The sequence below is a fragment of the Polaribacter ponticola genome (genome assembly GCF_026191475.2).
In the GTDB taxonomy this organism is placed as follows: Bacteria; Bacteroidota; Bacteroidia; order Flavobacteriales; family Flavobacteriaceae; genus Polaribacter; species Polaribacter ponticola.
Genome location: NZ_JAOSLC020000003.1, coordinates 436,452 through 458,640 on the forward strand (window position 1 = coordinate 436,452; position 22,189 = coordinate 458,640).

A 22,189-nucleotide genomic window follows, 5' to 3' on the forward strand; every position below is an offset into this window, starting at 1 on the left:
GATCGTAACTTTTAAAAAATAACTAAACTTAAATATTAAAATTATGAAAACATCATTCTACAGTAAAGTTTTAATTATCGTTATACTACAATTTTTATTATCAAATCAAAATTCACAATCACAAATTACAACTGACCAATTATTAGAAAACACATATACGCTATACGAATCTATGAGGTTATCAAATGGAATGTATAGAGATGCAAAAATCATAAAAACTGGCTGGTCTGATTACCATCCAATTTCTGCTGCAAATGTAGGGACTGGACTTATTGCATTGTGTATTGCAGACAAAGCAGGTTATATTACAGATGCAGAAACAAAAGTTATAGAAACATTAAAAACAATTTTAGGATATACCACAGGTTTTACTCCAGATAGAAACAATAAAGGTTATTATAGGCATTTTTTAGATATAAGTTCAGGTGCACAAGCTTGGAATTCTGAATATAGCACAATTGACACTGCATTATTAACAACAGGTACTTTATTTGCAAAGAAGTATTTTAGTAATAATACACAAATTGCTGCTTATGCTGATGAACTTTTTTTATCTGTAGATTGGGTTTCTGCTATAGACAATCCTACAACTGGTTCTATTTGGTTAGAGCAAAATGCATTAGGAAATGGGCAAGGTTCTTCTGCTAAACCATTTAATGAATATATGATTGTAGCCTATTTAGCAAAAAAATCAGAAGGAAACACTCCAGGAAATGGAACAACTGCTTGGAATGTTTGGACTCAATTAAATAATTTTGCATATGCTAATTATTGGGGATACCAAATATTATCAGATTACAACTCAACAAATAGTTTTCGTTCAAATTTCGTAATTCAGTTTCCTTTTTATTTAGTTCCTTGGGCACATAACAGTACTTTATACAAAACCTACATGTCTAATACTTTGGCAGCAGATAAACTATATTATACAAACATTCAAAGTTCTTACCCTACAGGTCACATTAGCAGTTATGAATGGGGATTAGGCGCTGGAAGTTCTCCTACAACAATTGGTAATACATTTTATACAACTATTGGTTATCATGCAGATGACATAAATAATCACCCAGCAAGAGTAGTTTCTCCTCATATTATTGCAGGCTTTTTACCAACAGATGCAACTGTGAAAAATGATTTAATTCAAATGCTATCTGGCACAAGAGGTTTATACAATTTACCAACAGGTGAAACTCTTTTATGGAGATATAGTTTGGACGAAACAACTTGGAAACCTAACGAAATTCAAGGAGTAGATTATTCATCTATGTTATTTGGTTTGGCTGCCAACAAATTTGGAAGCACATTTTTCTCTACCTATAACAATTATGATTTTCCAGCAGCTACTAATACAGCCAATAAGGTAAATGTTCTAAATACTGAAACTAAAATAGGAATCAGTAATTTTAATTTATATCCTAATCCAGTATCTGCAAACTTAACTTTGGTACTACCTAAAAATAGATCAAACACGTCTGTGAAAGTTTATAATTAATTAGGAAAATTAGTTATTGAAAAAGATTTAAATAACTCTAATAAAATAGAAGTAAAAAACTTACCAAAAGGAGTTTACCTTTTAAAACTTAAAGTTGATGATAAAATTTACATCAAAAAGTTTGTAAAGAAATAATTATAATTATCTAAAAGGGTGAACATTTTGTTCATCCTTTATTCTGTTGAATATTTAAAAAAATATTTTATTCCCAAGATAAATATACACAAGTAGAATTAAACTACGTAAATATGCTTTTAGCTTGTTTTGGAAATGATGGTCCCTAAAACGATTACAAACTTGTGATAAAAAAAGAAATTTAAACTTAACTTATTCGTTAAATAATCTACCAATAAAGATTGAAGAATTGATCAAGTATAAAACATCTATTTAAAATTAAAGCTCAAGTTTTGAATAGTTGGAATTTTTATAGAAGTTTTAAATCCAAAGCTTTTAAGTGATAATATTTTTAGAATATTGAAAGTAAGTTTGAAAAATTATAATTGATTTGTTTTTATTTGCCAAAATCAACTAAAAGAAGTTAAAATCTTACACCTATACTCCACCTCAACTGCCTTAAACCCTTTGTTTAAAATAAAAATTACATATTGTATTGGGAAGTAGATTTGTTTTCATTTGATTGCCTTAAACAAAAGAAAATTGAATTAAAAAAAGAGCAATGAATAAAATACAATTCTGAAAATAATTGTTTTAAACCTGGTTAAGTTCCAAATAAATTATTTAGCAACAAAAGATTAAATTCTAAAAACAAATGAGTTTAAATTAAGCATAAATGGTTTTTTATTAGGTAAAACAAAGTACATTAATTAATATTGGATGAAATCTAATTTTATAAATTCATTTTACAGTATGTGTTCAAATATTTTAATTTTTTGGAAAGCAATTATCTTTATACTAATAATTGGATTTTATCAAAATTTGATAAGTCAAAATTCTATAATTTTTGATCAAATATCAACAAAAGACGGCTTATCTCAAGGTGATGTTAACTCTATATACCAAGATAATAAAGGGTTTATGTGGTTTGGAACTCATGATGGTTTGAATAAATATAATGGTTATGTATTCCTAATAACCCAAAAAGTATTAATAGTAATTTAATTTATACAATTACAGGTGATAATAGTGGGAATTTGTGGATAGGAACTACCGGAAACGGTTTAAATTATTACAACAAAGCTACTGGAGATTTTAAACATTACACTCATAATAAAAAAGACAGTAATTCTTTAATCAACAATCATATAAATATTCTTTTTAAAGATAAAAAAGAAATGCTTTGGATTGGTACTTCTAACGGTCTTGACCTAGTAGATTTAAAGAAAACCAACCAAAAGAAAGAAAAAGACTACACCACTACTCGACCTTAACATACCTAAACTACTATTAAATAAAGAAAAGTTAGATATTGTATTCGAAAATAGAATTATTATCCTTTTTTATAGTAATTTACTTAAACTCTTCTGAATAATAAGTAGTTGCATCAGCTAATAATAAATTCATTTTTTTTGTTTCTAGTTGACCCCTTTTATCGTCCCAGTCTAAATACTTTATAAAATCATTTAAAATAATATCGAAATATAAAGTTATACTAGAAATATTAAAATACAATCTACCTGTTCTACGTACAAAGAAATCTGTTAAACTATTTGTCATCTCATGATGTATACAATACCAAAGTTCTGCTCTAATTAAATTTTCTATTGGTGTTCCTTTTATAAAAAAGTCCATTTTATCAACTATTAAATCTGCTTTTTTACCGTAAGTAGTTGCTAAATACCAAGCATAATACTCCTCAGAAATTCCTTTGGTTATTAGCTTCTTATCAACTTCCTCGAAATAAAGTTCTACTTGATAAGAAGAATGTAAAGTTGGTGTAACTAAATAAATTTCTTCTGTTATCGATTTTTTAAACTTCTTTTTCCTTTTTCTGGTAATGTTTTTAATACAGTATCAATAACTCTATGTGCCATTTTTCTATAACCTGTTAATTTACCACCTGCAATAGAAATTAAGCCACTATCAGAAATAAAAATCTCGTCCTTTCTAGATAATTCTGATGGATCTTTTTCTTCTTCATGAATTAAAGGACGTAATCCAGCCCAATTAGACTCTACATCTTCCAAGGTTAAATTTACATTTGGAAATGTATTATTTGCTGCTTTTATTAAATACTCAGCATCTTCTTTTGTAGCAACAACTCTATTTAAATCTCCACTATAATTTGTATCTGTTGTACCTACATACGTACATCTTCCTCTAGGAATTGCAAAAATCATTCTACCATCTTCTACATCAAAATAAACAGATTGCTGAATTGGTAATTTCTCATGAGGAAAAACAATATGAACACCTTTGGTTAAATGCAAATATTTATGATTGATGGAATTGTCTTTCTTTCTAATTTTATCTACCCATGGTCCTGCAGCAGAAACATAATTTCTACCTCTTATATTTATTTTTTTACCAGTATTATGTTCTAAACAATTTAAACTTTCAATTTTACTATTACTATCATAGATTATAGATTCCATTTCGCAATAATTAATAATTGTTGCACCAAATTCTGCCGCTTTTTTTAATAACTCAATCGTTAATCTAGCATCATCTGTTCTATACTCTGCATAATATCCACTTCCTAAAACTGTTTTCTTGTCTAACAAAGGTTCTTTTTCAAATGTATCTGCTTTATTTAGCATTCTCCTTTTATCGACTCCACCAACATTGGCTAGCATATCATAGACTTTTAAACCAATAGAAGTCATCATTTTACCATAAGTTCCTCCTTCAATTAAAGGCAGTAACATTTTTTCTGGCAATACTAAATGAGGCGCTAATTTATGTACAATTGCTCTTTCTGAACCTGATTCTCTAACCAAACCTATTTCTAGTTGTTTTAAATATCTTAAACCTCCATGAATTAGTTTTGTAGATTTATTACTTGTGCCAGAAGCAAAATCATTTTTATCTATTAAACAAACTTTTAAACCTCTAGACGAGGCATCTAAAGCAATACCTGCACCAGTAACTCCACCTCCAATTACAATTAAATCGAACTTTTTAGAAGTTATTTTTTTAAGTTGTTTATTTCTATCTAAAACAGAAAAACGAAGTGTTTTATCAATCAGTTTAGTTTTGCTTGTTGTTTTGGTTTTATCAACAGCATTTAACCAACCTTTATATTTTTTATTTCTTACTTTCGGCTTCATTTCCGATTTAAAAATAGTATCAACTTTTCTTAAATTTTCAACATTTTCTTTGGTCCAAAAGTTAGCTTTAATTCCGGCTAAAAGTGCCGCTCCAAAAGCAGTAACTTCAATCATTTTTGGTCTATCTACCTCAACATTTAAAATGTCTGATTGAAATTGCATTAAATAATTATTTGCACTTGCACCACCATCAACTTTTAAAGTTTTCATTTCTTTACCAGAATCTTCTATCATTGCACCAATTACATCTCTTGTTTGATATGCTAATGCTTCTACAGTTGCCTTAATTAACTCATTTTTTCCTGTATCTAAAGTCATTCCATAAATACTTCCTTTGGCTTTAGAATCCCAATAAGGAGCTCCTAAACCAGCAAAAGCTGGTACTACATAAATATCTTTTAAAGGCGGAATGCTTTTACAAATTTCTTCTGTGTCTGAAGCTTTTTCTATCAACTGCATATTATCTCTTAACCATTTTATAGAAGCACCTCCAACAAAAACACTTCCTTCTAAAGCATAATTTATTGGTTCGTTTTCTAAGCTACAAGTAAGTGTTGTTAATAGTCCTTTTTTAGATACAACTTGCTCTTTACCTATATTTAATAGCATAAAGCAACCAGTTCCATAAGTGTTTTTGGCTATTCCTGATTTAAATCCTCCTTGACCAAATAAAGAAGCTTGCTGATCTCCTGCAACACCATAAATTGGAATTTCTACTCCATTATACGTTATATTACCAAAATTAGAAGAAGATTGCTGTACAGAAGGCAATATACTTTTAGGAATATCTAATGCTTTTAATAGCGTTTCGTCCCAGTCTAAATTTTTAATATTATAAATTAAAGTTCTAGAAGCATTTGTATGATCTGTTACATGTTTTTTGCCATTTGTAAACTTATAAATTAACCAACTATCTATGGTTCCAAAGCATAGTTGGTTTGCAGTAGCTTTTTCTCTAGCTCCTTCTACGTTGTCTAGAATCCATTTTAATTTTGTTCCAGAAAAATAGGCATCAATTACCAAGCCTGTATTTTCTTTTACGTAATTCGTAAGTCCTTTTTGTTTTAGATCTTCACAAATTTCTGTAGTACGTTTATCTAACCAAACAATAGCATTATGAATTGGTTTTCCTGTATTTCTATCCCAAACAACAGTAGTTTCTCTTTGGTTTGTAATACCTATAGAAACAATTTCTTCAGGATGAATTTTAGAGTCTTCTAAAACTTTATGGAAAGTTTCTAGTTGATCATTATAAATATCTTCTGCATTATGTTCTACCCAACCAGACTGAGGATAATGCTGTGTTAATTCTTTTTGAGAAATGTTTACAATTTCACCTTCATGATCGAAAATAATTGTTCTTGTACTTGTTGTACCTTGATCGAATGCAATTACATATTTTTTTCCATGACTATAAACTCTTTTATTATTATTTAAAAAATTAAATAAATACTTAATACAAAATAGAAATAATTAAATACTTTTTGCATTACTAAATAGTGCTTCTATATTACGAAAATAATATTATTTTTTAATGAGAATAATAAAATTTTTAAAACCAAATTACGGACTAAATACAGTTCTGAAAAAATAGAATTATATTAAAAATTTCTGATACACTATAAAGAAAAATAACCTGAATAGTTAAATAATTCTTTTAATGTAAATAAAAAAGGCAAAAGAATTCTCTTTTGCCTTACAGATTAATTAGGTAATTTTAAATAAATATTAAATCTTAATAATCTTAAAATCAGAGTTAATAACTTATTTTCAAATTAAAATTGAGTTATTTGTTGATTATCTAGTATCGATTATATCATACTAGCAGCATCTTTATGTTTTGTTTTCGGCAAGGTACTATTGAGTAATGACGATTACCATTCGTCAATATTAGATAAAAGCAATCTATAGTTAAGAGGTAAAATAAAACCCCATATTAAATAAATAATATGGGGTTTTAATTCCTTTTGCTTAGCAAAACTGTTTACTACAATAAATCCAATCTACGTTTTAGTTCGTTTCTGTTAGATCTACTAACCGGAATAACATCTTGCTTAATTAATATACTATTATCTTCAATATCTACAATTTTATTAAGGTTTATGATGTAAGATCTATGAACCTTTAAAAAAGTATCTGTAGGTAATTTTTCTTCTATCTTTTTTAAAGGACAATGAACTACATGATTTTTATCATCTGTTTTAATCTTAACATAATCACCTCTTGCCTCAACTACATATATACTAGGAATATCTATTTTAACTAATCTTCTATCTATATTTACATAAAAAGAATCTTTAGATTGTTCTACGTTTGGTTTTTGTTGTGAAGTTGAATCAGAAGTTAATGCAAAAGATTTCACTTTATCAATTGCTTTTTCAAAACGATCTAACTCTAAAGGTTTTACTAAGTAATCTACAACAAATTTATATTCAAAAGCTTCTACTGCAAAATTTCTATCTGAAGTAGTTAGAACAATTTTTGGTGGTTCTTTTAAACTATCAATAAAATCAAACCCCGTAAAATCGGGCATATGAATATCTAAAAAAATAACATCAACTTTATTTTTATTTAAAAACTTAATAGCCTGCATTGCGTTAGAAAAATCACCAACAATATTTAAATCATTAACATCTTCAATTATCTTTCTAATAATAATTCTAGCAGTAATTTCATCATCAACTATTATACAATCCATCTTTTAATTTTTTATAATGTTTTTATAAAATTTACCATAATTGGTAACATGCTTTCAAAATACGCTCTATTTTCTAAACTATTTTCTCGTAAATTATTTTCATAATCATTAGTAATTTCGTAACTTTTTACAAGTCCTAAAATACTCATTTTATGTTTTATCTTATGAACGTTTTCTTTCGTTTTTTTTAAATTATTCTCTTTTATATAGAAATGATAATTTTTGATATCATCTAATAAATCTTCTTTAACAACTTGAATAAAACTTTTTTCAAAATCTTTATCTCCTTTAGATATCTTAGTTATATATGATAAATTTGGTTGTTCCATAATTATTTTTTAATTGTAAAATAAAATGTTGTTCCTTTATTAATTTCAGATTCAAGCCAAATTTCACCTTTATATAAGCTAACAATCTTTTTAACTATTGATAATCCTATTCCGCTAGAGTTTTTTGCTTTTTTAAGAGATTGAAAAATTTTGAAAATCTTATCAAAATGCTTTTTTTCAATTCCCATTCCATTATCGGATACAGAAAACTCATAAAAAGAAGAGCGTTCATTTACCTTTATATTTATAATTCCTTTTTCTTTATTATTAAATTTAATTGCATTACTAATTAAATTTTGAAATAATTGTTGAAACTTAACCTTATCTCCTTTTATAACTGGTAAAGTGTTTAAAATATTAACAGAAATATTTTCAGGTATATACAATACTGTTTTTAATTCTTTAATTAAAAAATTAAAGTCCACTTCCTCATTAACTTCCTCATTACCAGATGTTATACTTGAATATTCTAAAATACTAGAAATTAAATTATCCATAACTTCTAAGGTATTTTCTATATCATCAAAGTTTTGCAAACTAAAATCGTCAAACTTTTCTTTGTTATCTGTTTTAATCCAATTGGTTAATGCAGAAATACTTCTTAATGGAGATTTTAAATCGTGAGATACTATATGAGCATATTCTTGAAGTTCACTATTACTTTTTTCTAATTTATTTAATAAATTACCTTTTTGTATTTCTAAATTTTTTAAATCTGTTATGTCTAAGTAAATTTCTACAGCTCCAGTAATCTTTCCGTTTACATTATAGTTAGATGCTCTACTCACTAACCAAAACCTTTTTTCACCTTTTTTTGTTTTTGCAGTAATTTCAAATGATTTCGATTCTTCATTAACTTTCATTAACTGCTCTTGCTTTACCCTTTTTTCCAAAACATTTAAAGGAAATAGTTTAATCGCTTTTTCACCTATTAATTCTTTTTCACTATAACCAGACATAGCACTAAAACTCTGGTTTACTAAAAGAATTTCTCCCTCATTATTTACTTCCAATAAACCTAGGTTCATATTCGCAATAATATCGCCGTACTTTTGCTTTTGGGCTTCTATATTTCTATAAAAATTTCTTTCTAAAGTTACATCGTTAAAACTCCATAACTGACCTTTAAAAACTCCATTTTTATAAACAGGTATGTAGTTTCTCTCAAGAATTTTACCATCTGCCATCCTTATTTCTTCTCCTAAAACAACTTCTCTTTTTTCAATAATTTCTTCATATCGAATTACAAATTCATTTGGGTTTTCAAAAAGAAGTTTACTTTGCTCAGCTCCATTTGACATATCTTGTCCAATGTACTGCTCTGGTGATTCTGGCATATAAAATAAATCACATAATTTTTTATTTACTAAAAGTGCAACTCTATTTTCATCTTCTAAAAAAATAGCGTTATTAAGGTTTAAAATTAAATTTTTTAGTCTATTCTCAGATTCTAATAGTTTGTTTTTATCTACGTTTTCAATAGTAATATCTCTTGCTATTCCTTGAATAGCGAAAACATCACCTTCGTCGTTTATTACTAAACTTGCATTTATATTGAGATCTTTAATAATATTGTCCCTAGATATTATTTGAATTTTAAAATCTTTAAGTTCCCCTTTTTCTTTAATTAAAAGAAAATCACTTAAAACTTCATTTATATTTGATTGAAATAAAAAATCTTTTAAGTTTAGTTCTTCTTCATCATTATTGCACCCTAAAAGTTGAATAGTAGAGTCATTCATTTCAAGAATTTTTCCTGAAAAATCTATAATACAATAAGCATCATTTATATTTTTAAAAACACCTTTTAATTGAGAAGTTTTCTCTACCAAAAGGTGTTCTAGTTTTGTATTGGCTTTTTCTAACTGTATTGTTGTGTTAAATAATTCTAACGATTTTACTTCAAGAATTTTTTCAGCTTGTTTTCTCGCTTTTCGTTCTCTTAAAAGAGCTCTTTCTAATATGTTTACTTTCTCTTTATCCACTAATTCTTTATTGATAAAAAATCTTACTTCTGTACCGTTTTCATTAATTTTTTCTAATACTATTTCTGCAGAACTATTAAAGTGTTCAAATGTTTTATTCATTAAACCCAACCCAAAATGATGCATAGCTCTATTAGATTTATAAACCATTATTAATGAGTTTTCATTTTTATGCTCTACAATAAAAGTGGGCAACTCTGCATCTGGATATATTTTTCTAACTTCAACATGAATATGATCTTCAATTGAAGCTAACATTTCTATTGGGTCTTTATAAGTTTCTAATAAACCTGGATAACTATCTCTTAAAACCGAAAAAAATGTTCTGCATAAATTAATAATAAATTATCAATTGAAATTTCTGTATTTGAACTTAAGTTCTGAAGTAACTGTAACATTTCTGAGAAACTATAAGTTCCTATAGAAGTATAAGCTCCTTCTGAATCTAAATTAGATTGCATAATTATTTTATCAACCATTTCAATTCCAAATTTGTCTTCGACTAAATCTAAAAACTCTGTAAAAACTATTCCTTTCATTATAATATTTTAAATTCGCTTAAACTCCAATATTTTAATATTATTGCTATTTTCTCCTCATAATCTTCATATTTCAAAGGTTTAAGATAATATCCTGCAATTCCTATTTTATAGCATTCAGAAATATCATTATTGTTATTAGAAGTAGTTAAAACGATAGTTGGTATGTGTTTTAAACTTTCATTGTTTTTTAAAATAGATAAAAACTCTATCCCATTAGTATCGGGCATATTTAAATCTAATAAAATAATATTCGGCTGATAATTTTTTAAAAGGTCTAATGCTTCAGAACCATTTTGAGCAATAGTTATAGAATGATTACTTTCTGGCCCCAAAGCCCTGTTAAGTTTCATCACTTCAATTCTATCATCATCTATTAGTAAAATTTCTAACTCTTTTGTCAACATAATAAACTATTACTGTTGAGTAAATTTACTATTATAATGTTTTATTGTTAAAAAATTATATTCAATAGCTTTTTTCTACCGACGAACAGTAATTTAATATAGATGAATTGGTTAATTATTAAAAACAAAGAATTATAGTTAATAATTATAGAGAATTATTAACTAAAAAGTTAAGGTAATTATTTCTGCCTTTTCTTTAATTCTGCTTCAATATCTTTTAAAGTGAACCCTTTTGCTTGTAACAACATTAAATAATGAAATAATAAATCTGCCGATTCATATAAAAACAGCTCGTCGTTATTATCCATGGCTTCGATTACAGTTTCAACTGCTTCCTCTCCTACTTTTTGTGCTACTTTATTAATTCCTTTTGCAAATAAACTTGCTACATAAGATTTTTGAGTGCCTTTATTGGCAACTCTTTCTGTAATTACATTTTCTAAAGTAGAAAAGAAACCGAAATTTGAATTGTTTTCTTCATTCCAGCAAGTGTCTGTTCCTTTATGACATGTTGGCCCATTAGGATTTACAGAAATCAATAAAGTATCATTATCGCAATCTAATTTAATATCAACTAAATTTAATACATTTCCACTTTCTTCGCCTTTAGTCCACAAACGTTTTTTAGTTCTAGAAAAGAAAGTAACTAACTTTGTTTCTTGAGTTTTTTTGAATGCTTCCTCATTCATATACCCTAACATCAATACATTTTTTGTTGTTGCATCTTGAATGATTGCTGGCACTAATCCGTCGTTATTTTTATTGAAATCTATTGTCATTATTTTAATTTTAACTCCATTTTTACATCAGCAGATTCAAAATGTACATCTACTATTTCTACATGTTTAAAACCTAACTTTTCGTATAATTTTAAAGCGCTTTCTAACTTACTACTAGATTCTAATGTAAGTATTTCTATATTTTTCTCTTTACAAATATCAATACAAGTTTGCATTAATTTATTTCCTATGCCTAAACCTTTATATCCATCTACAACACCTAATTTCAGAATTTCAAAGGTAGTATCATTAACAGGAACTAAACTGATTGTTCCAACAATTTTAGAATTAAAATGTGCTAAAAAGATAAAACTTCCTTTATCTAAAAATTTTTGAGGATTATCTAATAAATCATCATCTGCTTTTTCATACAAATTGTGTGCATGCAACCAATTTAAAGAAATCTCTTTAAATTGCTGATGGTATTTATCTTCGTAGCTTTTAATTAGTAATTCTTTCATATCTTATTATTTAATACTAAAGTCTAACAAGAATATTCTGCTTTTTCAACTCTTTTTTCAACTCTAAAATTTGTATTTCTCCAAAGTGAAAAACACTTGCTGCTAAAGCTGCATCCGACTTTCCTGTTTCGAAAGTATCTATAAAATGTTGAACTGTTCCTGCGCCACCAGAAGCTATAATTGGTATATTTAATTCTATTGATAATTTAGCTAAAGCTTCATTTGCAAAACCTGCTTTTGTTCCATCATTATTCATGGATGTAAATAAAATTTCTCCTGCACCACGTTTTTCAACTTCTTTTGCCCAATCAAATAGATTTAATTCTGTTGGAATTGTTCCACCTGCTAAATGCACAATCCATTCTCCATCTATTTGTTTTGCATCTATAGCTACCACTACACATTGATTTCCAAATTTTTCTGCTAATTCATTCACCAACTCGGGTCTTTTTATAGCAGAAGAATTTATTGAAACTTTATCTGCACCAGATTTTAATAATAAATCTACATCAGCAACAGAAGAAATTCCGCCACCAACTGTAAACGGAATATTAACTTGTTCTGCAACCTTTAAAACCATTTCTAACATGGTTTTTCTTCCTTCTAAAGTAGCTGAAATATCTAGGAAAACCAATTCATCTGCACCTAATTCAGCGTATTGTTTTGCTAAAACTACTGGATCTCCAGCATCAATTAAATTAACGAAATTTACACCTTTTACAGTTCTTCCGTTTTTAATATCTAAACAAGGTATAATTCTTTTTGTTAACATTTTTTTATTTGTCTTCGTCATTGCGAGGTACAAAGCAATCTCTTTATAAGTAGCAGATTGCTTCGTACCTCGCAATGACATTTAATTATTTATTATAAATTGTTCTAATTGTTTTAAGCTGATTTTATTCTCATAAATAGCCTTCCCGATAATAACACCTTCACAACCATTTTCTGCCAACTTTGGCAATTCATCAAACGTTGAAATTCCACCTGAAGCTATTAGTTTTAGAGGTTTTATTTCTGATAAAATAGTATTATAAGTATCAAAACTTGGTCCTTGTAACATTCCGTCTTTAGAAATATCTGTGCAAATTACATATTGAATTCCCTTTTGCTGATAATCAGAAATAAAAGGAATTAATTCTAAAGTACTTTCTTCTTGCCAACCATTTGTAGCAATTTTCCCACCAGAATTATCTGGGTAAAAATCTGCTCCTAAAATAATTTTTTCTGAACCATATCTTGAAATCCAACTTTCGAAGATTTCGCTATTTTTTACAGCGATACTACCACCAGTAATTTGATTTGCTCCAGAATTAAAAGCAATTTCTAAATCTTTATCAGATTTTAAACCACCACCAAAATCAATTTTTAAATTGGTTTTAGAAGCAATTAGCTCTAATACTTTATAGTTGATAATTTGGCTTGCTTTTGCTCCATCTAAATCTACAACATGTAAATACTCGATTCCTGCTGCTTCAAATTCTTTGGCAACTTCTAACGGATTTTCGTTATAAATTTTCTTTGTGTTATAATCTCCTTTTGTTAAACGAACACATTTTCCGTCTATAATATCTATTGCTGGTATTATTCTCATTGATTAATTTATTAATCAACCCTGAACTTGTTTCAGGGTCTTTTTATTCAATTTCTAATGTTATTAAGTTTGGATTAGACTTTTTTATTAAATTCCATTTCCATTCTTTATGCCAATTCTTTAATTGTTTTTCTCTTTTTCTTGCATCCTTTAAATCTTCAAATTCTTCAAAATATAATAATTCACAAACACTATACTTTTTTGTAAATAATGCTCCTTTACCTTTTTTATGTTCAGAAACTCTTCTACTTAAATTTTCTGTATATCCTACATATAATACAGTTCTGTTTTTATTTGATAATATGTAACAATAGTAATTCATGGTAAAATTAAAATTTAAAAAATTCTGAAACAAGTTCAGAATGGAGTTATAGGTTCAAAAAATTCTCAAGAATTTTTGAACCTATAACTCCACTTTTCTCTGGATGAAATTGAACTCCATAGAAATTATCTTTTTGTAATGCAGATGCGTACTCAATTTCATAATCTGTTGTTGCAATAGATTCATAACACTTTTCTGCATAAAAACTATGCACTAAATACATGAATTCGTTTTCTTTTATTCCATTGAATAAATCTGATTTTAAATCAGAAATAACATTCCAACCCATTTGCGGAACTTTAACAGAATTTGAAAATCGTTTTATAGCAACATCAAAAATCCCCAATCCTTTTGTGTTTCCTTCTTCTGACGAATTACACATTAATTGCATTCCTAAACAGATACCTAAAACGGGTTGTTTTAAAGTCGGAATTACTTTATCTAATCCGCTTTCTTGCAACATTTTCATTGCAGAACTTGCTTCACCTACTCCAGGAAAAATTACTTTATCAGCCGCTTTTATTTCATCAATCTTATTTGATAAAACAGCATCAACACCTAATCTTTTAAAGGCAAATTGAATACTTTTAATGTTTCCTGCTCCGTAATCTATAATTATGAGTTTCATAATTCAGTTGTTAGTGTTAAGTTATTAGTGTTTAGTTCGATTCACTCAAAACTAAAAATTAAACATTCAAAATTTAAGTTAAAGCATTCCTTTTGTTGATGGTAAAAACATCTTATTAGCATCTCTTTTTACAGCCATTTTCATTGCTTTTGCAAATGCTTTAAAAATACCTTCAATTTTATGATGTTCGTTTATTCCTTCAGCTTTAATATTTAAGTTGCATTTTGCACCATCTGTAAACGATTTAAACAGGTGGAAAAACATTTCTGTTGGCATGTCACCAATTTTTTCTCTTTTAAATTCTGCAGCCCATTCTAACCAATTTCTTCCTCCAAAATCAACAGCAACTTGCGCCAAACAATCATCCATTGGTAAACAAAAACCATAACGTTCTATTCCTAGTTTATTTCCTAATGCTTTGTTGAATAATTCACCCAAAGCAATCATTGTATCTTCCACAGTGTGGTGTTCATCTACATTTAAATCACCATTTACCTTAATTGTTAAATCCATGTTTCCATGTCTTCCAATTTGGTCTAACATATGATCGAAAAATGATAAACCTGTATCAATATCATTTTTACCAGAACCATCTAAATTTAGTTTGATGTAAATTTTGGTTTCATTGGTGTTTCTAGTAATTTCAGAAACTCTATCTTCTAATTTTAAAAACTCATAAATAGTTTTCCAATCTGTAGAAGTTAATGCAATTGAATTTAAAATTTCTTGTTTAGAAGTTTCAATTTCATCAGCACCTAATTCTGGATCTTCAGATAAATAAATACCTTTTGCACCTAAATTCTTGGCTAATTCCATATCTGTAATTCTATCGCCTAAAACAAACGAGTTTTCTAAATCATAATCTTCAGAAAAATACTTCGTTAATAAACCTGTTCTTGGTTTACGAGTTTCAGCATTTTGATGCGGAAACGTTTTATCTATATGAACTTCTGTAAAAACAACACCTTCTTTTTCGAAAGCAGACATCACTTTATTCTGTGCAGGCCAAAAAGTATCTTCAGGAAAAGAATCTGTTCCCAATCCGTCTTGATTTGTAACCATTACCAATTCGTAATCCAATTCTGAAGCAATTTTTGCCATATATTGAAACACTTTTGGATAAAACTCTAACTTCTCTAAACTATCTAACTGATAATCTACTGGTGGCTCTAAAACCAAGGTTCCGTCTCGGTCGATAAATAATACTTTCTTCATGATTAACTTGTTAATCAACCCTGAACTTGATTCAGGATCTGTTTATTAAATTTCTAAAATCTTTAAATCAGGATTATTTTCTTTTACTAAATCCCATTTCCAATCTTTTCTCCAGTTCTTTAACTGTAATTCTCTCTTTTTTGCTACTTTTTTCTCATTAAAACATTCAAAATAGACTAATTCAATTGCATTATACTTTTTCGTAAATAACGCACCATTTCCACTTGCATGTTGAGTAATTCTTCTCTTTAAATTATCTGTTTAACCAATATGTAATACTGTTCTGTTTTTATTACTTAAAAAATAACAATAGTATTTTTGATTACTTTCCATATTCTAACTTTGTATTAAAAGTTCCTGAATCAAGTTCAGTATTTCTAAATTGATAAAAGTTCTTTTATCAATTTCTCATTTTCCAATTCAATTCCAACTGTAAAACGCAAACAATTTTCGCACAAAGGTTGTGTTGTTCTATTTCTAATAACAATTCCTTTTTCGATTAATTGGTTGTAACGTTTTGTTGCATCATCAACTTTTACGAGTACAAAATTACAATCTGTTGGATAAATATTTTCAATAAATGAAACCGCTTTTAAACTTTCAATTAACAATTGTCTTTGATTGATAATTTCTGTAACTTCCGATTGAACTTCATTTATTTTAGACAATCTTTCAATTGCTTTTTGCTGCGTTAATTCGTTTACGTTATAAGGTGGTTTTATTCGGTTTAAAATTGAAATTATTTCTTTTGAAGAATAACAAACCCCTAATCTAATCCCAGCTAAACCATAAGCTTTTGATAAAGTTTGTGTTATTACTAAATTCGGAAAATCTGCTAACTTATCTAACCAACTTTTTTGTTCAGAAAAATCAATATATGCTTCATCAATTACAACCAAACCATTGAATTTATTTAATAATTCTTCTACAATTTCTACCGAAAAACTATTTCCAGATGGATTATTAGGTGAACATAAAAATAAGATTTTACTATTTTTATCTACAGCATCTAAAATCTGATTTACTTTTGGCTGAAAGCTCTCGGTTAAAAGAACTTTTTTGTTCTCAATGGCATTGATATTCGCTAACACATCATACATTCCGTATGTTGGTGGTAATGTGATTATATTATCTTTATTTGGTTCACAAAACGCCCTAAAAATTAAATCTAAAACTTCATCACTTCCATTTCCTAATAAAATGTTTTCTTTTGAAACTCCTTTTATGTTGGACAACAAATCTTTAACTGAGTTTTGTTGTGGATCTGGATATCGATTTACACCATTTTCAAACGGATTCTCATTCGCATCCAAAAAAACCATTTCATCTGTAGTTGCGTCTTTATATTCATCTCTCGCTGATGAATATGGCTTTAAAGACTTAATGTTTTCTCTTACGAGATTATTTATATTGAAATTTGTTTTCATTTTCTATTTGTCATGCTAAATTTATTTCAGCATCTTTTTTGTCATTTCGAAATGAGCATTTTTCGGCGATTGGGAAATCTTATTATGAGATTCCTCCTCATTCTTCGTTCGGAATGATATTTAGTTGTTTTTATAGGTGCTGAATCAAGTTCAGCACAGTAACTATAAGTCTTTTAGCCTTATAGTTACTGCATTTTTGTGAGCATCTAGACCTTCTGCTGCTGCCATTAATTCAATAGATTTTCCAATTGATTTAATTCCTTCTTTAGATATTTTCTGAAACGTTATACTTTTAGTAAAACTATCTAAATTAACTCCAGAATATGATTTTGAAAATCCGTTTGTTGGTAAAGTATGATTGGTTCCAGAAGCATAATCTCCTGCACTTTCTGGCGTATATTCTCCAATAAAAACTGATCCTGCATTTTCTATATTATCAACGAAAAAAGCATCATTTTTAGTTGAAATAATTAAATGTTCAGGTCCATAATTGTTGATTAAATTGAATGCTTCATCTACATCTTCTATTAAAATTGCTTTCGAATTTGCTAATGCTTTTTTAGCAATTTCTTTTCTTGGCAAGTCTAAGACCTGTTTTTTTATCTCACTTGTAACGGATTCGATAAAATTAATTGAATCTGAAACCAAAATTACTTGGCTGTCCGCTCCGTGTTCTGCCTGACTTAATAAATCTGAAGCAACATAACTTGCATTTGCAGAATTATCTGCAACTACTAATAATTCACTTGGTCCAGCTGGCATATCAATTGCAACACCGTGTTTTGTTGCAATTTGTTTTGCAACAGTAACAAACTGATTTCCTGGTCCGAATATTTTATAAACTTGCGGAATTGATTCCGTTCCAAAAGTCATACCTGCAATTGCTTGAATTCCTCCGACTTTAATAATTTTAGTAACGCCACATAAATTTGCGGCATATAAAATAGCTGGATTTATTTTCCCTTCTTTATTGGGTGGAGAACACAATACAATTTCTTTACAACCAGCAATATTTGCAGGAATTGCCAACATTAATACTGTTGAAAATAAAGGTGCTGTTCCACCAGGAATATACAAACCAACTTTAGAAATTGGTCTTTTTTCTTGCCAACATTCAACACCATTTGTAGTTTCTACAAATACCTTTTCGGTTTTTTGTGCTGCATGAAATTTTGTAATATTTTCTTTAGCAACTGAAATAGCGGTTTTTAAATCATTAGAAACTAAATTAATGGCTTCTTTTATTTCTTTTTCTGAAACAATTGTATTTTCTAAAGAAACACCATCAAACTTTGTTGTGTATTTAGCAATTGCAGCATCTCCATTTTGTTGAATATCTGCAAAAACCTCATTTACGATACCTTCTATATCATCAACCGTTTTTGTTGGTCTTTGAAGAATTTGAGTCCAGTCTTTTCTTGATGGATTATTTATAATTTTCATTGATTAACTTGTTAATCAATCCTGAACTTGATTCAGGATCTTATATTTTATAATTTAAATGAAGCTGAATCAAGTTCAGTATGCTTTAATAGATTTTTAAAAATCTATTAAAGCACCATTTTTTCAATTGGACACACTAAAATTCCTTCTGCTCCATTTGCTTTTAATTCATCAATAATTTCCCAAAAATCGTTTTTGTTAATTACTGTGTGAACCGAACTCCAACCTTTTTCTGCTAAAGGTAAAACCGTTGGACTTCTCATTCCTGGTAATAAATTTAAAATTGCATCTAATTTATCGTTGGGTGCATTTAACAACACATACTTAGAATTTCTTCCTTTTAAAACAGACTGAATTCTGAACTGAATTTTCTTTAAAATTGCCATTCTTTCATCAGTAATTGCTGGTGAAACTGCTAAAACTGCTTCTGACTTTAACAAAACTTCAATCTCTTTTAAACCGTTTTTAAATAATGTTGAACCACTAGAAACTATATCGCAAATTCCGTCTGCCAAACCAATATTTGGTGCAATTTCTACAGAACCATTAATTTGGTGTAATTGAGCTTTAATATTTTGTTCTTTTAAAAATTTCTGAACCGTTTTTGGATACGAAGTAGCAATTCTTTTACCGCTTAAATCTTTTAAGGAATTAGCATCAGAGTCTTTAGGAACTGCAATTGAAACTTTACATTTAGAGAATCCTAAACGTTCTATAAACTCAATATCAGCTCCTTTTTCAATTAAAACATTTTCTCCAATAATGGCTGCATCTACTACTCCATCTTTTAAATATTGAGGAATATCTCCATTTCTTAAATAGAAAACTTCTACAGGAAAGTCTCTTGCAGATGCTTTTAACTGATCTTTTCCATTGTCTATAGAAATACCAATGTCTTTTAAGATTCTCATTGAATCTTCATTTAATCTTCCTGATTTTTGTACTGCAATTCTTAATTTACTCATTTTAGTTTTTTTTATTTTAATTATTCTTACAAATATTAGAACAATCAAACTTGTTTTTTAAGATTCTGAATTTCTTCAGAATTATTTATAATTTTCATTTAAAATTATAAATAAAAAAACCCGTTTGATTTGCTCAAACGGGTTTTTAAATATCTTGATTTTATTCAATACATTTTTAAATCGCTTGACTGCAATTGTAAAAATGATGATGATGTTTTTGAATAAAGTTCATGTCTTTTTTTTGATATGCAAATATTCTAAAATTATTTTTAATTAACCAAATAAAATGATAAAATTAATTATTTATCAAATTTTAAATATTTATTTAATATCCGGGTTTAAATAATCTGCTAAAGTTGGATTATTGGGATCACTAAAATCATTAGCAGGATTTCCGTCTCCATTAGCATCTTCATCTTTCGTTAAAACTCCATCTCCATCATCATCAGAATCGAAAAAATTTGGGACTCCATTAGAATCAGTATCATCATCTCTAGGGTCATTATTATCGTTAGGGTCTTCATTAATAGACGCTATCCCATCATTATCATGATCTGTATCTTCAACAACATCAAATAAATTAATATAAAACATTAAATTTTCATTAGCCAAAATATTTCCATTTCCTACATTTCTATAAGCAATTCCAGAAGGGATAAATAAAATACCTTTACCTCCATTTTCATAAGTAATAGGCCCGTTATTTGTAATATTTTTTCCTCCTTTAAATTTTGTAAATCCATAAGACCAACCTCTGATTACATTATTCAAACCAAACCAGCTTCCGTTTACATTACTATCAAAAGATGGACTTATACTATCTGTATCAATAATTCTTTGCCCATAATATTTTACATAAACAGAATCCATAACGGTAGGATGCCCTTTAGCAGGATTTGGATTACCTACACTATTTACATAATAATATAATGTATAATCAATTTCATTTTCTGTAACAACCATTGAGTTTAAATTATTGTCTTCAAAAAGTGGTGTTTCTCCTAAGGCTAGAGCTTTAACAGAATCTAATGAAGTATTGTAATAATGGTTCTTTAAAAACTTGATTAAAGAATCGCTATCTATTAAAGCCTGACCTTCGTGGTCAAAATTATCGACTATAATACCATTATTATTATCGTCACAAGAGTAAATTAGCATTGTAAAGATTACAATTGCAACTAAATTTTTTATTTTAATCATTTATGCATAAATTTTGAGCGCGCAATTTACCAATTTTATACCTTTGTAAAAAGACAATAGTTATATTTTAACTTTTTTTATGAGAATTGATAAATATTTATGGTGTATTCGTGTTTTTAAAACAAGAAATATTGCTACTACTGCATGTAAGAAAGGGCAAGTTAAAATTGAGAACTCAAATGTTAAACCCTCAAAAGATATTTATGGAAATGAACTTATTACTGTTCGAAAAAATCAAATAAATTATCAAATAAAAGTTTTAGATTTACCAGAAAGTAGAGTTGGTGCTAAAATAGTAGATTTATATAGAAAAGATATAACACCAAAAGAAGCTTTTGAGAAGAATGAACTTTTAAAATTTGCGAAAGATTATTATCGCAAAAAAGGAACAGGAAGACCTACAAAAAAAGACAGAAGAGATATAGAAGGCTATCAAGAAGATACAACAGAAAACTTATGACAACAGAAAACAATATTATACTAGATACAATTCAGATTAATCAAAAAATTAAAAGAATTGCTTATCAAATCTATGAAAGTAATAGCAGCGAAAAAGAAGTTATTATAGCTGGTATTGTAGGTAATGGTTATATTTTTGCTGAAAAATTAGTTAATACTTTAAATGAAATTTCTTTATTAAATGTTACTCTTTGTAAGGTAAACATTAACAAGAAAAAGCCTTTAGAAAAAATTACCACTTCTATTAATGTTAAAGAGTATAAAAATAAATCTTTAGTTTTAGTTGACGATGTTTTAAATTCTGGTACAACTTTAATTTATGGTGTTAAACATTTTTTAGATGTACCTTTAAAAAGATTTAAAACTGCTGTTTTAGTAAATAGAAACCATAAAAAATATCCAGTAAAAGCAGATTTTAAGGGCATTTCTTTATCTACTTCTATTAAAGAACATATACAAATTGATTTTTTTGAAAAAGAAGCTAAAGCTTATTTAGTTTAAGAGAATTTGTAACTCTTTAGTTACTTCTTTTTTCGTTTTATTATCAATTTTAACTTTCATTTTTGCTTGTTCATAGTAAGGACGTCTTTCAAATAGATGTTTTGCTACAAATTCTGGAATTTTATCATCTGATAAAGAAGCTATTAAAGGTCTTTTTGCCTTTTTTCTTATTAAACGTTCAATCATTGTAGCAGTGTTTCCTTCTAAATAAATAGAAATCGTGTTTTCTTTGTTAATTTCTTCCATGTTATTTGCATAACAAGGCGTTCCTCCTCCTAAAGAAAGGATAAAATTTTCATTATTTTTTAAAATTTCTATCAAATATTTGTTTTCTATCAACCTAAAATACACTTCTCCTTTAAATTTAAAAATATCAGAAATAGACATTTTTTCCTTGTCAATAATATAGTCATCTAGATCTATAAATTTAAAAGACAGCTTTTTAGAAAGTCTTTTTCCTATACTAGATTTACCAGATGCCATATAGCCTAATAATACAATTTTCACTTTTTTTGATTTTC

At 27.8% G+C, this 22,189-nt stretch carries 23 protein-coding genes and 3 pseudogenes; 6 read left to right on the forward strand and 20 right to left on the reverse strand.

Annotated elements, in window-relative coordinates:
* The first annotated feature begins 43 nt into the window (after positions 1-43).
* From N5A56_RS06755 to N5A56_RS06765, 4 genes and pseudogenes are all read left to right on the forward strand, one after another.
* Positions 44-1,492 (forward strand): hypothetical protein, encoded by a 1,449-nt coding sequence (locus N5A56_RS06755; protein WP_265724770.1) that lies wholly within the window; start codon positions 44-46, stop codon positions 1,490-1,492.
* A 12-nt stretch (positions 1,493-1,504) separates the two neighbouring features.
* Positions 1,505-1,627, forward strand: a pseudogene (locus N5A56_RS17715) (T9SS type A sorting domain-containing protein); the annotation flags it as partial.
* 801 nt (positions 1,628-2,428) lie between these two features.
* On the forward strand, positions 2,429-2,611 hold the full coding sequence (locus tag N5A56_RS06760) for a two-component regulator propeller domain-containing protein (RefSeq protein ID WP_265724771.1): 183 nt from the start codon (positions 2,429-2,431) through the stop codon (positions 2,609-2,611).
* Positions 2,612-2,643: 32 nt separating this feature from the next.
* Positions 2,644-2,880 carry a two-component regulator propeller domain-containing protein gene (locus N5A56_RS06765; protein WP_265724772.1) on the forward strand — a complete coding sequence of 79 codons (237 nt, stop codon included), beginning with the start codon at positions 2,644-2,646 and terminating at the stop codon, positions 2,878-2,880.
* Between the two features lie 79 nt (positions 2,881-2,959).
* Here N5A56_RS06765 and N5A56_RS06770 read toward each other — a convergent pair whose 3' ends face one another.
* The 19 genes and pseudogenes from N5A56_RS06770 to N5A56_RS06860 form a co-directional block, all read right to left on the reverse strand.
* Positions 2,960-3,457, reverse strand: a complete 498-nt coding sequence (locus N5A56_RS06770; protein ID WP_337994831.1) for a glycerol-3-phosphate dehydrogenase C-terminal domain-containing protein — start codon at positions 3,455-3,457, stop codon at positions 2,960-2,962.
* Positions 3,409-6,177 (reverse strand): glycerol kinase GlpK, encoded by a 2,769-nt coding sequence (gene glpK, locus N5A56_RS06775; protein WP_337994832.1) that lies wholly within the window; start codon positions 6,175-6,177, stop codon positions 3,409-3,411. Before glpK ends, N5A56_RS06770 begins: the two co-directional genes overlap by 49 nt.
* A gap of 529 nt (positions 6,178-6,706) precedes the next feature.
* Entirely contained in the window at positions 6,707-7,417 is a 711-nt protein-coding gene (locus N5A56_RS06780; RefSeq protein ID WP_265724774.1) for a LytR/AlgR family response regulator transcription factor, read from the reverse strand.
* A gap of 11 nt (positions 7,418-7,428) precedes the next feature.
* Positions 7,429-7,746, reverse strand: coding sequence for an Hpt domain-containing protein (locus N5A56_RS06785; protein WP_265724775.1), 318 nt, complete (start codon positions 7,744-7,746; stop codon positions 7,429-7,431).
* A gap of 2 nt (positions 7,747-7,748) precedes the next feature.
* On the reverse strand, positions 7,749-9,731 hold the full coding sequence (locus N5A56_RS06790) for a PAS domain-containing sensor histidine kinase (RefSeq protein WP_265724776.1): 1,983 nt from the start codon (positions 9,729-9,731) through the stop codon (positions 7,749-7,751).
* A gap of 6 nt (positions 9,732-9,737) precedes the next feature.
* Positions 9,738-10,270 (reverse strand): annotated as a pseudogene (locus N5A56_RS17390) (heme NO-binding domain-containing protein); the annotation flags it as partial.
* On the reverse strand, positions 10,270-10,677 hold the full coding sequence (locus tag N5A56_RS06800) for a response regulator (RefSeq protein ID WP_265724778.1): 408 nt from the start codon (positions 10,675-10,677) through the stop codon (positions 10,270-10,272). The gene N5A56_RS06800 and the pseudogene N5A56_RS17390, both read right to left, overlap by 1 nt.
* Before the next feature lie 179 nt (positions 10,678-10,856).
* Complete coding sequence (gene hisIE / locus N5A56_RS06805; RefSeq protein ID WP_265724779.1) at positions 10,857-11,456, reverse strand: bifunctional phosphoribosyl-AMP cyclohydrolase/phosphoribosyl-ATP diphosphatase HisIE; 600 nt, start codon at positions 11,454-11,456, stop codon at positions 10,857-10,859.
* Complete coding sequence (locus N5A56_RS06810; protein ID WP_265724780.1) at positions 11,456-11,917, reverse strand: GNAT family N-acetyltransferase; 462 nt, start codon at positions 11,915-11,917, stop codon at positions 11,456-11,458. Before N5A56_RS06810 ends, hisIE begins: the two co-directional genes overlap by 1 nt.
* 16 nt (positions 11,918-11,933) lie before the next feature.
* The gene (hisF, locus tag N5A56_RS06815; RefSeq protein ID WP_265726104.1) at positions 11,934-12,689 is read right to left on the reverse strand and encodes an imidazole glycerol phosphate synthase subunit HisF; all 756 of its coding nucleotides are present in this window, start codon (positions 12,687-12,689) and stop codon (positions 11,934-11,936) included.
* Positions 12,690-12,770: 81 nt separating this feature from the next.
* Positions 12,771-13,508, reverse strand: a complete 738-nt coding sequence (hisA, locus tag N5A56_RS06820; RefSeq protein ID WP_274270288.1) for a 1-(5-phosphoribosyl)-5-[(5-phosphoribosylamino)methylideneamino]imidazole-4-carboxamide isomerase — start codon at positions 13,506-13,508, stop codon at positions 12,771-12,773.
* Between the two features lie 43 nt (positions 13,509-13,551).
* Entirely contained in the window at positions 13,552-13,830 is a 279-nt protein-coding gene (locus N5A56_RS06825) for a GIY-YIG nuclease family protein (protein ID WP_265724781.1), read from the reverse strand.
* A gap of 46 nt (positions 13,831-13,876) precedes the next feature.
* Positions 13,877-14,458, reverse strand: a complete 582-nt coding sequence (hisH, locus tag N5A56_RS06830; protein WP_265724782.1) for an imidazole glycerol phosphate synthase subunit HisH — start codon at positions 14,456-14,458, stop codon at positions 13,877-13,879.
* A gap of 78 nt (positions 14,459-14,536) precedes the next feature.
* Positions 14,537-15,673 carry a bifunctional histidinol-phosphatase/imidazoleglycerol-phosphate dehydratase HisB gene (hisB, locus tag N5A56_RS06835; RefSeq protein WP_265724783.1) on the reverse strand — a complete coding sequence of 379 codons (1,137 nt, stop codon included), beginning with the start codon at positions 15,671-15,673 and terminating at the stop codon, positions 14,537-14,539.
* A gap of 45 nt (positions 15,674-15,718) precedes the next feature.
* Positions 15,719-15,922, reverse strand: a pseudogene (locus tag N5A56_RS06840) (GIY-YIG nuclease family protein); the annotation flags it as partial.
* Between the two features lie 128 nt (positions 15,923-16,050).
* Positions 16,051-17,100: a histidinol-phosphate transaminase gene (hisC, locus tag N5A56_RS06845; RefSeq protein ID WP_265724784.1), complete on the reverse strand. Its 1,050-nt coding sequence runs from the start codon at positions 17,098-17,100 to the stop codon at positions 16,051-16,053.
* Positions 17,101-17,262: 162 nt separating this feature from the next.
* Entirely contained in the window at positions 17,263-18,543 is a 1,281-nt protein-coding gene (gene hisD, locus N5A56_RS06850) for a histidinol dehydrogenase (protein WP_265724785.1), read from the reverse strand.
* A gap of 107 nt (positions 18,544-18,650) precedes the next feature.
* The gene (gene hisG, locus N5A56_RS06855) at positions 18,651-19,508 is read right to left on the reverse strand and encodes an ATP phosphoribosyltransferase (protein WP_265724786.1); all 858 of its coding nucleotides are present in this window, start codon (positions 19,506-19,508) and stop codon (positions 18,651-18,653) included.
* A gap of 321 nt (positions 19,509-19,829) precedes the next feature.
* Complete coding sequence (locus N5A56_RS06860; protein WP_265724787.1) at positions 19,830-20,708, reverse strand: FKBP-type peptidyl-prolyl cis-trans isomerase; 879 nt, start codon at positions 20,706-20,708, stop codon at positions 19,830-19,832.
* A gap of 79 nt (positions 20,709-20,787) precedes the next feature.
* Between N5A56_RS06860 and N5A56_RS06865 the strand changes: the two genes are divergently transcribed.
* Both N5A56_RS06865 and N5A56_RS06870 read left to right on the forward strand, forming a co-directional pair.
* A complete protein-coding gene (locus tag N5A56_RS06865) occupies positions 20,788-21,168 on the forward strand; it encodes an RNA-binding S4 domain-containing protein (RefSeq protein ID WP_265724788.1) in 381 nt (126 codons plus the stop codon).
* Positions 21,165-21,668 (forward strand): phosphoribosyltransferase domain-containing protein, encoded by a 504-nt coding sequence (locus tag N5A56_RS06870; protein ID WP_265724789.1) that lies wholly within the window; start codon positions 21,165-21,167, stop codon positions 21,666-21,668. The genes N5A56_RS06865 and N5A56_RS06870 overlap by 4 nt, the downstream gene beginning before the upstream one ends.
* On the opposite strand, the gene N5A56_RS06875 is transcribed toward N5A56_RS06870, so the two are convergent.
* On the reverse strand, positions 21,660-22,175 hold the full coding sequence (locus tag N5A56_RS06875; RefSeq protein ID WP_265724790.1) for a shikimate kinase: 516 nt from the start codon (positions 22,173-22,175) through the stop codon (positions 21,660-21,662). The two genes, N5A56_RS06870 and N5A56_RS06875, sit on opposite strands and share 9 nt — an antisense overlap.
* Between the last annotated feature and the right edge of the window lie 14 nt (positions 22,176-22,189).

What these genes read in the sequence shown, in the direction of transcription:
- N5A56_RS06785 (WP_265724775.1), bottom strand. Translation starts at nt 7,746, where the DNA reads ATGGAACAACCAAATTTATCATATATAACTAAGATATCTAAAGGAGAT.
- N5A56_RS06780 (WP_265724774.1), bottom strand. Translation starts at nt 7,417, where the DNA reads ATGGATTGTATAATAGTTGATGATGAAATTACTGCTAGAATTATTATT.
- N5A56_RS06870 (WP_265724789.1), top strand. Translation starts at nt 21,165, where the DNA reads ATGACAACAGAAAACAATATTATACTAGATACAATTCAGATTAATCAA.
- N5A56_RS06860 (WP_265724787.1), bottom strand. Translation starts at nt 20,708, where the DNA reads ATGATTAAAATAAAAAATTTAGTTGCAATTGTAATCTTTACAATGCTA.
- N5A56_RS06810 (WP_265724780.1), bottom strand. Translation starts at nt 11,917, where the DNA reads ATGAAAGAATTACTAATTAAAAGCTACGAAGATAAATACCATCAGCAA.
- hisC (WP_265724784.1), bottom strand. Translation starts at nt 17,100, where the DNA reads ATGAAAACAAATTTCAATATAAATAATCTCGTAAGAGAAAACATTAAG.
- N5A56_RS06825 (WP_265724781.1), bottom strand. Translation starts at nt 13,830, where the DNA reads ATGAATTACTATTGTTACATATTATCAAATAAAAACAGAACTGTATTA.
- hisG (WP_265724786.1), bottom strand. Translation starts at nt 19,508, where the DNA reads ATGAGTAAATTAAGAATTGCAGTACAAAAATCAGGAAGATTAAATGAA.
- N5A56_RS06755 (WP_265724770.1), top strand. Translation starts at nt 44, where the DNA reads ATGAAAACATCATTCTACAGTAAAGTTTTAATTATCGTTATACTACAA.
- hisB (WP_265724783.1), bottom strand. Translation starts at nt 15,673, where the DNA reads ATGAAGAAAGTATTATTTATCGACCGAGACGGAACCTTGGTTTTAGAG.
- N5A56_RS06865 (WP_265724788.1), top strand. Translation starts at nt 20,788, where the DNA reads ATGAGAATTGATAAATATTTATGGTGTATTCGTGTTTTTAAAACAAGA.
- hisIE (WP_265724779.1), bottom strand. Translation starts at nt 11,456, where the DNA reads ATGACAATAGATTTCAATAAAAATAACGACGGATTAGTGCCAGCAATC.
- hisF (WP_265726104.1), bottom strand. Translation starts at nt 12,689, where the DNA reads ATGTTAACAAAAAGAATTATACCTTGTTTAGATATTAAAAACGGAAGA.
- hisA (WP_274270288.1), bottom strand. Translation starts at nt 13,508, where the DNA reads ATGAGAATAATACCAGCAATAGATATTATAGACGGAAAATGTGTTCGT.
- hisD (WP_265724785.1), bottom strand. Translation starts at nt 18,543, where the DNA reads ATGAAAATTATAAATAATCCATCAAGAAAAGACTGGACTCAAATTCTT.
- hisH (WP_265724782.1), bottom strand. Translation starts at nt 14,458, where the DNA reads ATGAAACTCATAATTATAGATTACGGAGCAGGAAACATTAAAAGTATT.
- N5A56_RS06800 (WP_265724778.1), bottom strand. Translation starts at nt 10,677, where the DNA reads ATGTTGACAAAAGAGTTAGAAATTTTACTAATAGATGATGATAGAATT.